This is a genomic window from Vogesella sp. LIG4 (assembly GCF_900090205.1).
GTDB lineage: Bacteria > Pseudomonadota > Gammaproteobacteria > Burkholderiales > Chromobacteriaceae > Vogesella.
Map to the genome: position 1 here is coordinate 2623482 of NZ_LT607802.1, position 14524 is coordinate 2638005.

At 65.8% G+C, this 14524-nt stretch carries 9 protein-coding genes; 1 reads left to right on the top strand and 8 read right to left on the bottom strand.

The genetic code is table 11. The features are described 5' to 3' along the window. Positions 1-191: 191 nt before the first annotated feature. The 5 genes from PSELUDRAFT_RS12380 to PSELUDRAFT_RS12400 form a co-directional block, all read right to left on the bottom strand. The gene (locus tag PSELUDRAFT_RS12380; protein ID WP_197693857.1) at positions 192-1727 is read right to left on the bottom strand and encodes an amino acid permease; all 1536 of its coding nucleotides are present in this window, start codon (positions 1725-1727) and stop codon (positions 192-194) included. Between the two features lie 459 nt (positions 1728-2186). Then, positions 2187-2897 (bottom strand): gamma-glutamyl-gamma-aminobutyrate hydrolase family protein, encoded by a 711-nt coding sequence (locus PSELUDRAFT_RS12385; protein ID WP_088967135.1) that lies wholly within the window; start codon positions 2895-2897, stop codon positions 2187-2189. Next, positions 2890-4056: an iron-containing alcohol dehydrogenase gene (locus PSELUDRAFT_RS12390; RefSeq protein WP_088967136.1), complete on the bottom strand. Its 1167-nt coding sequence runs from the start codon at positions 4054-4056 to the stop codon at positions 2890-2892. The genes PSELUDRAFT_RS12385 and PSELUDRAFT_RS12390 overlap by 8 nt, the downstream gene beginning before the upstream one ends. A gap of 49 nt (positions 4057-4105) precedes the next feature. After that, a complete protein-coding gene (locus tag PSELUDRAFT_RS12395) occupies positions 4106-5491 on the bottom strand; it encodes an aldehyde dehydrogenase family protein (protein ID WP_088967137.1) in 1386 nt (461 codons plus the stop codon). A 1-nt stretch (position 5492) separates the two neighbouring features. Further along, positions 5493-6860, bottom strand: a complete 1368-nt coding sequence (locus tag PSELUDRAFT_RS12400; RefSeq protein WP_088967138.1) for a glutamine synthetase family protein — start codon at positions 6858-6860, stop codon at positions 5493-5495. A 192-nt stretch (positions 6861-7052) separates the two neighbouring features. Between PSELUDRAFT_RS12400 and PSELUDRAFT_RS12405 the strand changes: the two genes are divergently transcribed. Next, positions 7053-7910, top strand: a complete 858-nt coding sequence (locus PSELUDRAFT_RS12405) for a MurR/RpiR family transcriptional regulator (protein ID WP_162291258.1) — start codon at positions 7053-7055, stop codon at positions 7908-7910. Between the two features lie 82 nt (positions 7911-7992). Here the strand turns inward: PSELUDRAFT_RS12405 and PSELUDRAFT_RS12410 are convergent, their stop codons facing one another. The 3 genes from PSELUDRAFT_RS12410 to PSELUDRAFT_RS12420 form a co-directional block, all read right to left on the bottom strand. Beyond that, positions 7993-9075 (bottom strand): aminotransferase class I/II-fold pyridoxal phosphate-dependent enzyme, encoded by a 1083-nt coding sequence (locus PSELUDRAFT_RS12410; protein ID WP_088967140.1) that lies wholly within the window; start codon positions 9073-9075, stop codon positions 7993-7995. Positions 9076-9156: 81 nt separating this feature from the next. After that, entirely contained in the window at positions 9157-10053 is an 897-nt protein-coding gene (locus PSELUDRAFT_RS12415) for an alpha/beta fold hydrolase (RefSeq protein ID WP_088967141.1), read from the bottom strand. A gap of 179 nt (positions 10054-10232) precedes the next feature. Beyond that, a partial coding sequence (locus tag PSELUDRAFT_RS12420) for an S-layer family protein (RefSeq protein ID WP_088967142.1) occupies positions 10233-14524 on the bottom strand: 4292 nt, incomplete at its 5' end.

The window sequence follows — 14524 nt, forward strand, 5'->3', positions numbered from 1 at the left end:
TGGCTGACGAACAACAAGGGCCGCTTGCGCGGCCCTTGTCTTTTGTGGCGGTGAATCCGACTGGTAGGGCGGAAGCCCGGTAAACCGGGCGTTCCGACAGTCAGGCACAAGGTTGGCCGCATGGGGGCTCCTCCTCGATGCTTGTGGCGGAACGCCCCGCTGGGGCTTCCTCCCTACTGCCGGCGGCTGGATCACGACTCGTTCAGCACGCTTTCGATCTCCTTGATGTGTGCCTGGTGGCGTTCGATACGCTCGCCGACCGGCGGGCCCTTGAAGGTCTTGCGCACCCCCAGCACGAACCAGAAGAACATCAGCACCACCAGCAGGGCGATGGTGATGTACAGCACCTTTTCATTGGGCGGCTGCATGCCGACAAAGGCCAGTACGCCGCCACCCAGCGTGGCCAGCAGGGCGATGGGCTTGGACGCGGCGCCCAGGCTGAACGGCCCCTTGTGGGTCCAGCTGCGGCCTTCGGCAAAGAAACCGGCGGCGGTGGGCAGCACATAGGAGATGTACAGCAGCACGGCGCAGGCGGTGGACAGCACCAGGAAGGCATCGCCGTACAGCGTGGCGGCAATGGCCAGAATGGCCGATACCCAGATGGCCAGCACCGGGGTGCGGTGTGTCGCGTGCACCTGCTTGAGCTGGTGCGAGAACGGCAGGCCGCCATCACGGGCGAAGGCATACATCATGCGCGAGGTGGAGGTCAGGCAGGCCAGGCCGCACAGGTAGTTGCACAGGAAAATGCTGATGCCGAGCGCGGCCTTGAGCGGTGCCGGCAGCGTGCTCAGCAGCAGGTCGAGGAAGCCCATGCCGGATTTCACCCCGGCCGCCATGTCCGGCATTACCAGCACGAAGGTGCAGATCATGATGTAGCCGAACAGCGCCGACCACAGTACCGAGCGGATGATGCCCTTGGGCACGTTGTGCGCGGCATGCTGGGTTTCTTCCGAGGTGTGGGCGGAAGCGTCATAGCCGGTCAGCGTGTACACGGTGAGCAGCAGGCCGGCGAGGAACACCATCACGCTGTTGTCCATCTTCGGCCAGGCACTGCCATCGGCACCGGTGTAGTTGGTGAACTGGACCAGGCGGGAGAAGTCCAGCGGGCCCTTGGCGTAGACCAGCAGCGACACGGTCAGCACGGTGGATACCGCAAAGATCAGGTAGCCGGAGATGTCGGTCAGCTTGCTGGTGATCTTGATGCCCATGTGGTTCAGCCAGGCCTGGGACAGGGTGATGCCGCCGATGAACAGCGTCTGCTCGGTCCAGGTGAGCTTGTCCGGGTTGATACCCAGCAGCGGGGCGACCAGGGTCTTGAAGAACGGGTCGTACACGCCGAAGTTCACCGAAGCCACCACGAAGATCAGCCCCAGCAGGTTGATCCAGGCGGTTACCCAGCCCAGCCCCTTGCCGCCGAGGATGGACGCCCAGTGGTACAGGCCGCCCGCGGTGGGATAGGCGGAGGCGATCTGCGCCATGGCCGCGGCCACGATGGCGGCGAACAGCGCGCCCACCGGCCAGCCGATGCCGATGGCGGCGCCGCCGCCGGCGCTCAGGCCGGAGGGAAACGCGGTGATGCCGCCGGCCAGGATACAGATGATGGAAAAGGAAATGGCAAAGTTGGAAAAGCCGCTCATGCGCCGGGACAATTCCTGCGCATAACCCATGCTGTGTAACAGTTTCTCGTCCTCGCTCACTGGCGGGTTTTCGTGCTGAACTGGGTTCATGATCATCCTCTATTAGTGTTGACTGACACTGACTGGACTGCACTTTTTGATACTACTTCTCCCTTTTACTGCTCTTTGCCGCCGACTCGGCTCCCGGTGTGCGTCGTGCCGCCTGCACGCCTGGCATCGAGGCGTACCGGTACGGGCTGCTGCCCGGCTTTGTCCACAGCATTGATTACTGTCCGGCATCGGATCAGGCGGCATGGCCGCCTGATCCGCCCGTTGCTTGACGCCGGACTGGCGCGCCCATTGCCTGCGGCGCGCCCGGTACTGCCGACAGGTTGGCCGCAAGCCACCTGTTCTGCTGTGTGCCTCGAAAAACGCCAGCTTTCGTCGCGATACTGCGTTGCTCACGAAAAATTTCTCCTTACATATCAAACATATGCTGCGTAGAAATTTTCCGTTCGCGCCTTGTCTCACTTAGAAATCAGGGTTTTTCGAGGCACCCTGCTGTTGCCTTCAACGCGCCATGTGTTCGGCGCTCATGCGCACCAGGTGGTCGAACAGCGCCTGCTGGTGAGCATCGTCCGCCGCGGTGATTTCCGGATGCCACTGCACCGCGGTCAGCTGCGGGTTGCCCTGCAGCTCCACCGCCTCGATCACCCCGTCCGGCGCCCAGGCCACCGGCACCAGACCTTCGCCCAGCTGATCGATGGCCTGGTGATGCCAGGATGCCGACTCGCTGCGCTCGCCTAGCAGCCCGGCCAGGCAGCTGCCGGCCGCCACGCGAATGGCGTGGGGTATCGGGTCGCGCGGCGGGGCGCGGTGCAGGGTGTCCTCGCCCACCACGTCCGGCAGGTGCAGGTGCAGGGTGCCACCCAGCACGGTGTTCACCAGCTGCAGGCCGCGGCAGATCGCCAGCGTCGGCAGCCGGCTTGCCAGCACGGCGCGGGTCAGCGCCAGCTCGGTGTCGTCGCGCGCCGGGTTGAGGTTGTAGATGGTGGGGTGGTCGCCGCCGTCGTAGCGGGCAGGCTCGATATCGCCGCCGCCGATCAGCACCACGCCGTCCAGTCGCGCCAGCCAGGCATCCACCATGTCGGCGCCGACATGCGGCAGCAGCACCGGCGCGCCACCGGCACGCACCACCGCCTGCACATACAGCTCGGGCGTGTGCGGGCCGTGGCCGGGGCCGGGCGGGTAGGTGGTCAGGCCAATCACCGGTTTAGCCATGGACTTTGCCCTCGCAGGCGGCCAGGAAGATGGCCGCATAATCATCGGCAGACAGCGGCAGCGGGTTGCCACCGTCACTCGGGTCCTGCTTGGCGTCATGACCGATCAGCGCGGCGTGCTCGCTGCCGATGCCGATCTCGGCCAGGCTGTGGGCAATGCCCAGCTTGGCGCGCAGCTGCAGGATCCAGTTCAGGAAGCCGCTGAAGCTGGCGTCGGCCAGGCCGATGTAGCGGGCAGCGGCCTCGATGCGCTCCTCGATGGCCGGGCGGTTCTTCACCAGCACATAGGGCAGCAGGATGGCGTTGGCCAGGCCGTGGTGGGTGTCGAAGTGGGCGCCTATCGGGTGCGCCAGTGCATGCACGCCGCCCAGGCCCTTCTGGAAGGCGGTGGCGCCCATGATCGAGGCGGCCAGCATGTGCGAGCGCGCTTCCACGTTGTTGCCGTTGTTGCAGGCGGCTTCCAGCCAGTCGTGCACCAGGCGCATGCCTTCCAGCGCCACGCCCTGGGCGATGGGGTGGTAGAACGGCGAACAGTACGCTTCCAGGTTGTGCACGAAGGCATCAATGCCGGTGGCGGCGGTGAGGTGGCGCGGCAGGCCGCAGGTGAGTTCCGGGTCGGCCAGCACCAGCTTGGGCAGCATGGACGGGTGGAAGATGATGACCTTGCGATGGCCGTTCTCGTCGATGATCAGCGAGGCGCGGCCAACTTCGGAGCCGGTGCCGGCGGTGGTGGGCACCGCGATGGTGGGCGCCACGCCGGCCACGTTGACGCGGGTCCAGTTGTCGCCCACGTCTTCGAAGTCCCACAGCGGGCGGTCCTGGCCCACCATCAGCGCGATGGCCTTGCCCACGTCCAGTGCGCTGCCGCCGCCGACGGCGATCACGCCGTCATGGCCGCCGGCCTTGTAGGCAGTTACGCCGGCATCCACATCGCGCCCCACCGGGTTGGGGCGCAGATCGCTGAACACGTTGGCCGCAAGGCCGGCGCTGTGCAGGTAGTCCAGCAGGCGCGGGATCAGCGGCAGCTTGGCCAGGCCCGGGTCGGTAACCAGCAGCGGGCGCTTGATGCCCAGCTCGGCACACATGGCCGGCAGTTCGCTGGCGCGGCCGGCGCCGAAACGGATGGCGGTGGGGTAGTTCCAGTTGCCTTTCAGTTGCATGGTGTGTCCTTTGCTGTGCCCGGCCGGCGGCAGCCGGCCGGGGAGGGGGTCAGTCTTTCAGGTGGAAGGATTTGATGCGGGTGAGCTGGCTGTAGCCCAGCACCGACAGCGACACGCCGCGGCCGGTGTCCTTCACCCCGGTCCAGGCCAGGGTCGGGTCCAGGTAGTCGCAGCGGTTCATGAACACGGTGCCGGTTTCCAGCCGCTCGCCCAGGTGGATGGCGGCGTCGCGGTCGGCGGTCCAGATCGAGGCGGTGAGGCCGTAGCGGCTGTCGTTCATCAGCTGCAACGCTTCCTCGTCACCGCTCACCGGCATGATGCCGATCACCGGGCCGAAGCTTTCCTCGCTCATCACCCGCATGCCGTGGTTCACGTTCACCAGCACCTGCGGCGCCAGGTAGGCGGTGTCCAGTGCGTCGGCGCTGAAGTGGCCGGGCGGAATCAGCGCCTGTGCGCCGCGGAAGATGGCTTCGGCCGTTTGCTGGCGCACGAAGGCGGCTGCGCTGGCGCGTACCATCGGGCCGAGGTTGGTGTTGGCATCCAGCGGGTTGCCGAAGCGGTAGCCCTTGGTGAGTTCGACGAAGCCGGCGACGAAATCGTCGTAGTGGCGCTGGTGTACGTAGATGCGCTCGATGCCGCAGCAGGACTGCCCGGAGTTGAAGAAGGCGCCATCCACCAGGTTTTCGATGGCCGACGGCAGGTTGGCGTCGGCACGCACATAGGCCGGGTCCTTGCCACCCAATTCCAGCCCCAGGCCGATGAAGCGCTCGGCGGCGGCGCGCTGCACGGTGCGGCCGGCTTCCACCGAGCCGGTGAAGGCCACGAAGTCGATGTCCTCGCAGGCCACCAGCTGCAGGGTGGCGGCATGGTCCAGGTGCAGGATCTGGAACACGCCGGCCGGCAGCCCGGCGGCCTTGAAGGCCTCGTCGAACAGCTCGGCCACCAGCGGGGTCTGGCTGGAGTGCTTCAGGATCACGGTGTTGCCGGCCACCAGCGCCGGCACGATGGTGTTGATGGCGGTGAGGAAGGGGTAGTTCCACGGCGCCAGCACCAGCACGGTGCCCAGCGGCTCGCGGCGCAGAAAGCGCTCGAAACCGGCCTTGGGCGTCGGGCGCACGTCGGCCAGGCCCTGTTCGGCCAGCTCGATCATGACGCGGGCGCGCTCTTCCAGGCCGCGCACTTCACCTGGCGACTGGCTGATCGGGCGGCCGATCTGGCGGGTGATGGCCTCGGCAATGCGCTCCTTGCGCGCCACCAGCTCGTCCACTGCGCGGCCAACCATCAGCTTGCGTTCGGTGAGGCTGACCTGGCGCCAGCTGCGGCGGGCAAGGTTGGCCGCATCCAGCGTGGCGCGCACGCTGGCGGCATCGTGATAGCTGCGTTGCAGCAGTTCGCTGCCGTCTACCGGGGAAACAACGGAAAAATGCTGGCTCATGTCAGATGATCTCGAAGTAGCGGTTCAATTCCCAATCGGTCACGTGGCGCTGGAACTCGCGTTCCTCCCACTCGCGGGTGGCGGCGAAGTGGTCAACGAAGTCGTCGCCCAGCCAGTCGCGTGCCACGGCGGAATGCTTCAGTGTTTGCGCGGCTTCCCACAGCGAGCGCGGCAGGCGGCGCTCCGGCGGGGCTTCCAGCAGGTAGCCGTTGCCGGTGATGGCGGCATCCGGCTCGATCTCGTGCTCGATGCCGTGCAGGCCGGCGGCCAGCGCGCTGGCCAGTGCCAGGTAGGGGTTGCTGTCGGCGCCCGGCAGCCGGTATTCCACGCGCTGCGATTTGTTGCTGCCCGGAATGGCGCGCAGCGACACGGTGCGGTTGTCGATGCCCCACAGTGCCGAGGTAGGCGCCCAGTAGCCCGGCACCAGGCGGCGGAAGCTGTTGATGGTGGGGGCGGCCAGGCTGGTGATCTGCGGCATCAGCAGCTGCAGGCCGCCAATGAAGTGGCGCATGGTGCGGCTGATGTTGCCGGGCTGGCTCGGGTCGTAGAAGGCGTTGTCGCCGTTGCGGTTCTTCAGCGAGATATGGATGTGGCCGCCCTGGCCGGAGAATTCCTGGTTCCACTTGGCCATGAAGCTGCAGGTGCGGCCCTGCTTCTGCGCCAGCACCTTGGTGAAGGTCTTGAACAGCGCGGCGTTGTCGGCAGCCTGCAGTGCCTTGTCCACGGTCAGCGCGGCTTCCAGCTGGCCGGGGCCGGTTTCCTCGTGGAAGCCTTCCAGCGGCATGTTCATGCTGTCGCACAGCTGCATCAGCCCCTGGTAGAACTCGGTGTTCACCGAATTGCGCAGCACCGAGTAGCCAAAGCCGCCGTGCCCCAGCGGCTTGATGTCGCGGTAACTGCGGGCGAGCATGTCGCTGTTGCTTTCGTCGGCCACCAGGAATTCGTATTCGATACCGGCCATCGGCGCAAAGCCCATGTTGGCCGCACGCTCCAGCACCCGGCGCAGCACGCCGCGCGGACACAGGCTTTCCAGCCGGCCCACCACCTCGCCCTGCACCAGGATCATATTGTCTTCCAGCGGCAGTTCGCGGCAGCTTTCCGGAATGATGCGAACCTGGGCATCGGCATAGCCGCGCTGCCAGCCGGTGAGCTTGGTGTTGTCGTACAGCCTGTCGCCCACGTCCCAGCCGAACACCACGTCGCAGAAGCCGAAGCCGCCGTCCAGTGCGGACAGGAACTTGTCGCGCGACATATACTTGCCGGCCATGACACCGTCGATATCGTACAGACCGACCTTGATCTGCTTCAGATTGCGCTCCTGGATGAGCGTGCGCAGATCGTCTGCGGTTTTTACCTTGTTCGCTTCCATGTATTCCTCTCTCTTTGCCTTTGCCGACGTTCGGGGCGGTTTCTCTACCCTCTGTGAATAGTATTAGACGTTAGAATTTTTTATCGCAAGGTAGAAAATGTAATAAAAATTACGTTGCCTGCCGCGCTGGCTTCGGCCAGACTGTCAGAAGTGCCGCCAATGCTGGATCAATGCCGGAAAAGAGGAGTGCCGATGGGACAAAACCGCTCTGTTGCAGAATTGCTGCGCTCGGGCATGGACACGCTCACGCCTACCGAACGCAAGATCGCCCGCGTATTGCTGGCCAACTACCCGGTGGCCGGGCTAGAGACCATTGCCCAGCTGGCGGCGCGGGTGGAAGTGAGCGGCCCCACCGTGCTGCGGCTGGTGGGCAAGCTGGGTTTCGATAGCTACACCGCCTTCCAGGCGGCGCTGCGTAGCGAGCTGGAAGCGCGGCTGCAGTCGCCGCTGGTACGGCGCGAGGCCGGCATGGCGGCGGAAGGCACCGATTTCCTTGCCGACTTCGTACGGCGCCAGAGCGACTTGATGCAGCAGACTGCGGCCAACGTCAGTGCCGCGGAATTCGACGGGGCGGTGGAATTGCTGGGCGACCCCAAGCGCCGGGTGTGGCTATTGGGCGGGCGGCTTACCGAGCCGCTGGCGGCCTATCTCGCGCATCACCTCAAGGTGGTGCGCGCACAGGTGACGCTGCTGCGTGCACTGCCGGCCAGCTGGGCGGACCACCTGGTGGACATGGACAAGCACGACGTGCTGGTGGTGTTCGACATCCGCCGCTACTGGCGGGAAGCGCAGCGCGTGGCGGAGATGGCGGCGCAGCGCAAGGTGCAGGTGGTGCTGTTCACCGACCAGTGGCTGTCGCCGGTGTCGCGCAGCGCGCGCTTCACCCTGGCGGCACATACCGCCGGCCCGGCCGGCTGGGATGCCAACACGCCGCTGCTGATGTTGATCGACGCGCTGATTGCCGCAGTGAATACCCGCCACTGGGGCAATATCCACCAGCGGCTGCAAGAGCTGGAGCACATGCGCGCGGCGCTGGGCGAGGGCGACTGAGCGCGTTGCTGGATGGGTTCATCCGGCCGGGAATCTGTGGGGAATGCCCCGCGTCGGCAGGCAGCCGGCGCGGGGTATTTCTTTAGCCGGCCAGGCTGGCCAGTACCGCTTCCTGCAGCGCGTCCGGATGCGCGGTCACGCGCAGCACGTGCTGCATGGCCGGGTGCGGCGGGCGATGCACGGCCACGCCTTGTGCCAGCAGCGCCTTCTGTCGCGCCAGTGCGCTGTCGGCATCCGGGTAGACGATGGCCACGAAGTTGGTGTGCGACGGCAGCAGGCTGAGCCCGCGCTGCTGCAGGGCTGCGGCCAACCTTGCGCGCAGCTGCAGGGTGTCGGCGATCAGCCGCTGGCTGCAGGCCGGCTGGTCCAGCGCTGCCACCGCCGCCGCCTGGGCCACGCTGGAGACGGCGAACTGGGTGCGGATCTGGTCGGCCTTGGCGACCCATTCCTCCGGGGCGATGGCATAGCCCACGCGCAGCCCGGCCAGGCCGTGCGCCTTGGACAGGGTGCGCAGCCGTGCCGTGGCCGGCAGCACGCCCTGGCGCTCGCTGTCGGCGCAGAAGTCGATGTAGGCCTCGTCCAGCAGCAGCAGGCAGTCGGCCGGCAGCTGGTCGCGCAGGGTACGGATGGCGTCGGTGTGCAGGAAGGTGCCGGTGGGGTTGTCCGGGTTGGCCAGGTAGAGCAGGGCGGCGCCGTGCTCGCTGGCGGCGCGCGCCAGCGCTGGCAGATCGTTGTGCAGTACGCCTTCGGTTTCGGCATACGGTACCTCGACGATGCGCGCACCCACGCCTTCGGCAAAGTAGCGGAAGGTGGGGTAGGTGCCGGCGGTGCACACCACCACGTCGCCGGGGCTGACACGGGCGCGCAGGAACAGCGCGATCAGGCTGTCGGCGCCGGCATCCACCACCACGTTGGCCGCAGCCACGCCATTGAGCGCGGCGGCACGCTGGCGCACCGCGCCGGCATACGGGTCGGGGTACAGCCGCGCCAGCTCGTACAGTGCTTCGCCCCATTGCTGGCTGACGGTATGTTCGGCCAGCGGCATGCTTTCATTGGAGCCGATGCGGCTGACGATGTTGCGGCCGATCAGCGCTTCCAGCCGTGGCAGGCCGGGAAACGGGTTGGTGATGGTGACATCCTGCAGGTGACGGGCGAAGCGGGTCATGGGGCAATCCGTAAACAGGGGCGGCGCGCCGCCGGGTTGAGCGTTCTGGCGGAAGACTTTACGGGATGGTGGCGGTGCTGGTTATGACGATTGCTCATAAGCAAAGAAGCGCTGCAAGTGTGCGGCCAGCGCCTCCGGCTGCTCCCACTGCAACATATGCCCGGCCTGTTCGATGCTGACTTCCTGCAGCTGCGCAAAGCAGGCGCGGCGCTCGTCCAGCGTGGTGGCAATGCCGCGCGCCAGCGGGGTTTCCACGGCTTCGGCGGCGACCACCCACAGTACCGGCGCACTGATGCGCCGCCAGCAGGCCATGGCTTCTTCCAGCCGGTACAGCACCGGGTTCACCATCTTGTGGCGCGGGTCGGCGCGGTAGCGCAGCGTGCCGTGCAGCTCGCGGCTGAGCGCGGCGGCCATGAATAGCGCGCGCGCCGGGCTGAGCCAGGCATTGCGCCCCTGCAGCTTCTGCGCCAGCTCCGCCAGCCCCTGCAACGGGGCGAAGGCCGGTGGCTGGCGCTTTTCCTTCAGCCAGTTGCCGTAGCGCCCCGGCGCCTCGGCCGGGCGGGAAGGCGCCAGGCCGAAGCCTTCCACCAGCGCCAGTTTCGCCACCCGCTCCGGGCGGATGCCGGCATACAAACCGGCCACCATCGAGCCCATGCTGTGGCCGACAAGGTTGGCCGCAGCGTGCGGGCTGTAGTGTTCCAGCAGCGCATCCAGGTCCGCCAGGTAGTCCGGCGAGTAGTAGCTGCCCTGGTTCCAGGCGCTGTCGCCAAAGCCGCGCCAGTCCGGGGCGATGATCTGCCAGCCGTCGTCCAGCGCATCGACGGTGAACTGGAAGGTGGCAGCGCAATCCATCCAGCCGTGCAGCATGAACAGTGCCGGCGCTGCCGGGTCGCCCCAGCGCCGCACGTGGTAATCGTGGCCGTTCAGTTGCTGTCGCTCGCTGCGTGGCAGGCGGCGGGGCTGGTAAGTCTCGGTCATGGCATTGGCAGGCATTGGCATTCGAATGGCCGTAGTGTACGCAAGCCGGGCGAGCGCTGGCGAGGCTGGGCGGCAGAACAGCGCATTCTCGATTTAGCGGATGGCGCTGCGGTGTGTCCGGGCGACAGCGCACCAAAGAAACACCCCGCCGAAGCGGGGTGTGCCTGAGGCCAGGCCGATCATATCTGGCTGGTGTCCACGTGCTTGAGCAGGGTGGTCAGATCCAGCCCGGTAACGCCTTGCAGCACCACCATGTCCTGCATCTGGTACTTGCCGCCGGCCCCGTCGCGGTCGACGCTGATCACCGTATTGCCGTTCTCCTCGCGCAGGCTCAGGAACTGGTTGGCCGCATCCGGCTGGTAGCCGGTAAGCAAATCGCCGATCTGCAGTTTGTCGCCACCGTCGCCGGGCTTGAAGTCGGTGATGGTGTCCACGGCATTGCCATCGCTGCGCAGCAGCACGTAGGTATCGCTGCCACCGCCACCGGTCAGGGTGTTGTGGCCGGCACCGGCCAGCAGGATGTCATTGCCGCTGCTGCCTTGCAGCGTGTCGTCACCTGCCGTGCCAATGACGGTGCTGCTGTCGGTTTGGCTGGTGTTGACGACACTGTGACCATCCGCGGCGGCGGCGAGCTGGAAGTCGCTGGCCTGGTAGTGGCCGATCAGGCCCAGGCTGGTGGTGTCGCTGCCATTGATGATCAAGAGCTTGCCGCCAATACCGCTGCTGTCGCCGATGTAGTCCAGGCGCAGGCCGTCGTTGTACGCCAGCCCGCCCAGGTCCAGGTGGTCGCCGCTTGCCATGCCGATAATGCGGCCACTGAAGGCATCGGCATGATCCAGCAGCAGGTCGCCATGGCTGCCATTGGCAAAGCTGACGTCAGTGTCTGCCGCCGCCATGAACGCTATGCTGCCGTTGCCGGAAATCAGCGCGCTGCCCTGGCCGCTGACATCCTGCTGCAGTTGCAGCGAGCTGTTGTCCGCCCACAGGTTGCCACTGTTTTCCAGGCTGCTGGCCACCACCATGCCACCGGCGCCGCTGGCGTGCAGCTGGCCGCTGTTGACGATGCTGTTGCCGCCGGTATCCAGCAACAGCGCATGGCTGCCATCCGCCACGATGCTGCCGTGGTTGAGCAGCGTCATCTGCCCGCCGCCCAGCTGGCCGGCGCCGCTGATGGTGTTGTCGACGTTGACCAGGGTGGCGCTGCCGGCGCCGCCGAACACGCTGTTGTGGCTGTCATCGGACAGCAGCAGCTTGCCGCCGCCCTGCAGGGTCACGCTGTCCACCAGCACTTCCAGGCTGGTAGCGCCGCCGCTGGAGGCCAGCACGATGCTGCCACTGTTGTCCACCTCGCCACCCAGCGGCAGGATGGCGCCGTCGGCAATCGTCATCACTCCGTCGTTGTGCAGCACCGGCACCTGGTTGAACAGGAAGTTGGCCGCAAGCAGCAGGCTGACATCCACCCCCAGCAAGGTGATGCTCTGCCCGTTGCCGATGCTGATCACCGCATTGCCGTTGGCATCGTTCGCCAGCTGCAGGTTGGCAATGCTGCCCACGCCGGCAAAGCCGATCAGGTCGATTTTGTCATTGGCCGGGTTGAAGTTGCGGATCATGTTATTGCCCATGGGCTGGGCAAACACGAAGGTATCCGCGGCGCTGGAGCCGGTGAGGTTGTCGTCGCTGGACAGCGCGAAGATCGGCGAACCGGGGGCGTAGGCTTCCACGTTGTCGAGGATGATCGCGCGTCCCTCGCTGCCATCCGCGTTAACCCAGGTTTGCGTAACGGTCAGTACCGCGGCCCCAGCGAAGCCGCTGGGCGTGGTCACGGTCAGCATACCCGGATCGGATATGTACGCGGTCCAGGATCCATTGGCGTTCTTTGTTGCTCCGTCGATGCTCCAGTCTGACGGCACGCCAGTGATCGTGGTTGATACGCCATCGTGCGTGCCCAATGACGGGTCGGCAATGGCCAGACTGATTGGCGTACCGGCTACGCCAGCCGGTGCGGCAACACTGATCGTGACGGTATGAAGGACGCTGCTGGCACTACCATCGCTAACGACCACGTTCACCGTGCGTGCTGCAGTGTTGTGGTTGCCGGTTTTGATGTCGGTGTACTGCACGCCGTCCAGAATCGACTGGTATGTCGCGACGCTCGCGGCCCCGGAAATCGTCAGGGTGTAGACATTGTTGTTCGAGCTGGAGACACCGCTAACCGTGAGTCCGGCTGCCGCAGCCGTGGCTGTCGCATTCAGCGAGAGTATTTCGCGGGCAGCTCCGCTACTGCTGTCAGGGGAGTTGGTTAGCGTAACGGTCATCGACTGCAGGTTCGCGGAGTCGATATCGGTTACCGTCGCTGCAGGGGCGATCAAGATTTGTGACACGCCGGTGGGATAGCTTGCTGTTGTATCGCTACCAGCACTTGCGCCATTCAAGTCAAGCACTGGCGCATCATTGGTGCCGAGGATGCTGACGGTGAGCAGCTGCGTGGTGCCATCGGCGCTGCTGACGGTGATGCTGTCGGTGTAGGTGGTACCGCCCACAAACTCGTCGTGGGCCGAGTTCATGGTGTAGCTCCAGTGCCCGGCGGCATCGATGCTGAACTTGCCGTAGCCGTTGCTGCCGGCCACATTGCTCTGCACCACGAAGCTGGCGGGGCTGTCGACATCACTGATGCTGAGCGTGCCGCTGGTGCTCTGTGCCACATTGCTCTCGGTCAGGGCTGCTGTACTGGTACCGGTGATCACCGCGGCGTCGTTGGTGCCGAGGATGCTGACGGTGAGCAGCTGCGTGGTGCCGTCGGCGCTGCTGACGGTGATGCTGTCGGTGTAGGTGGTGCCGCCCACAAACTCGTCATGGGCCGAGTTCATGGTGTAACTCCAGTGGCCGGCGGCATCGATGCTGAACTTGCCATAGCCGTTGCTGCCGGCCGCATTGCTCTGCGCCACGAAGCTGGCGGGGCTGTCGACATCGCTGATGCTGAGCGTGCCGCTGGTGCTCTGTGCCACATTGCTTTCGGTCAGGCTGGCGCTGCTGGTACCGGTGATCACTGCGGCATCGTTGGTGCCGAGGATGCTGACGGTGAGCAGCTGCGTGGTGCCGTCGGCACTGCTGACGGTGAGCGTGTCGGTGTAGGTGGTGCCGCCCACAAACTCGTCATGGGCCGAGTTCATGGTGTAGCTCCAGTGGCCGGCGGCATCGATGCTGAACTTGCCGTAGCCGTGGTTACCGTCCACGTTGGTCTGCACCACGAAGCTGGCGGGGCTGTCGACATCGCTGATGCTGAGCGTGCCGCTGGTGCTTTGCGCCACATTGCTTTCGGTCAGGCTGGTGCTGCTGGTACCAGTGATCACTGCGGCATCGTTGGTGCCGAGGATGTTGACGGTGAGCAGCTGCGTGGTGCCGTCGGCACTGCTGACGGTGAGCGTGTCGGTGTAGGTGGTGCCGCCCACGAACTCGTCATGGGCCGAGTTCATGGTGTAACTCCAGTGCCCGGCACTATCGATGCTGAACTTGCCGTAGCCGTTGCTGCCGGCCACATTGTTCTGCGCCACGAAGCTGGCGGGGCTGTCGACATCGCTGATGCTGAGCGTGCCGCTGGTGCTTTGCGCCACATTGCTTTCGGTCAGGCTGGCGCTGCTGGTACCGGTGATTACCGCGGCATCATTGGTGCCGAGGATGCTGACGGTGAGTAGCTGCGTGGTGCCGTCGGCGCTGCTGACGGTGATGCTGTCGGTGTAGGTGGTGCCGCCCACAAACTCGTCATGGGCCGAGTTCATGGTGTAACTCCAGTGGCCGGCAGCATCGATGCTGAACTTGCCGTAGCCATTGCTGCCGGCCGCATTGTTCTGCACCACGAAGCTGGCGGGGCTGTCGACATCGCTGATGCTGAGCGTGCCGCTGGTGCTCTGTGCTGCATTGCTTTCGGTCAGGCTGGCACTGCTGGTACCGGTGATCACCGCGGCGTCATTGGTGCCGGTGATGGTGACGCTGACCAGCTGATCGACGTAACCGCCGTGGTTGTCGCTGACGCGGACGGTGAAGCTGTCGCCGAGGGTTTCGCCGGCGCCCAGCGCATCAACCGCGCCGCTGTCGTGCACGGTGTAGTGCCAGGTGCCGTCGGCATCGACCGAAGCGGTGCCGTAGGCGGCCGCAGTGCCCTGCAGCGCAAAGCTGTGGCTGTCGCTGGCATCGACATCGCTGTAGGCGATGACACCGCTGGTGCTCCTGCTGCTGTTGTCGTCGCCTTCCGAGACGCCGCCGCTGGCAGTGGTGTTGGCCGCATCGATCAGCGGGGCGTCGTTGGTGCCGGTGATGGTGACGCTGACCAGCTGGTCGACGAAACCGCCATGGTTGTCGCTGACGCGGACGGTGAAGCTGTCGCCGAGCGTCTCGCCGGCGGCCAGCGCATCGACCGTGCCGCTGTCGCTGACGGTGTAGTGCCAGGTGCCATCGGCATCCACACTGGCGCTGC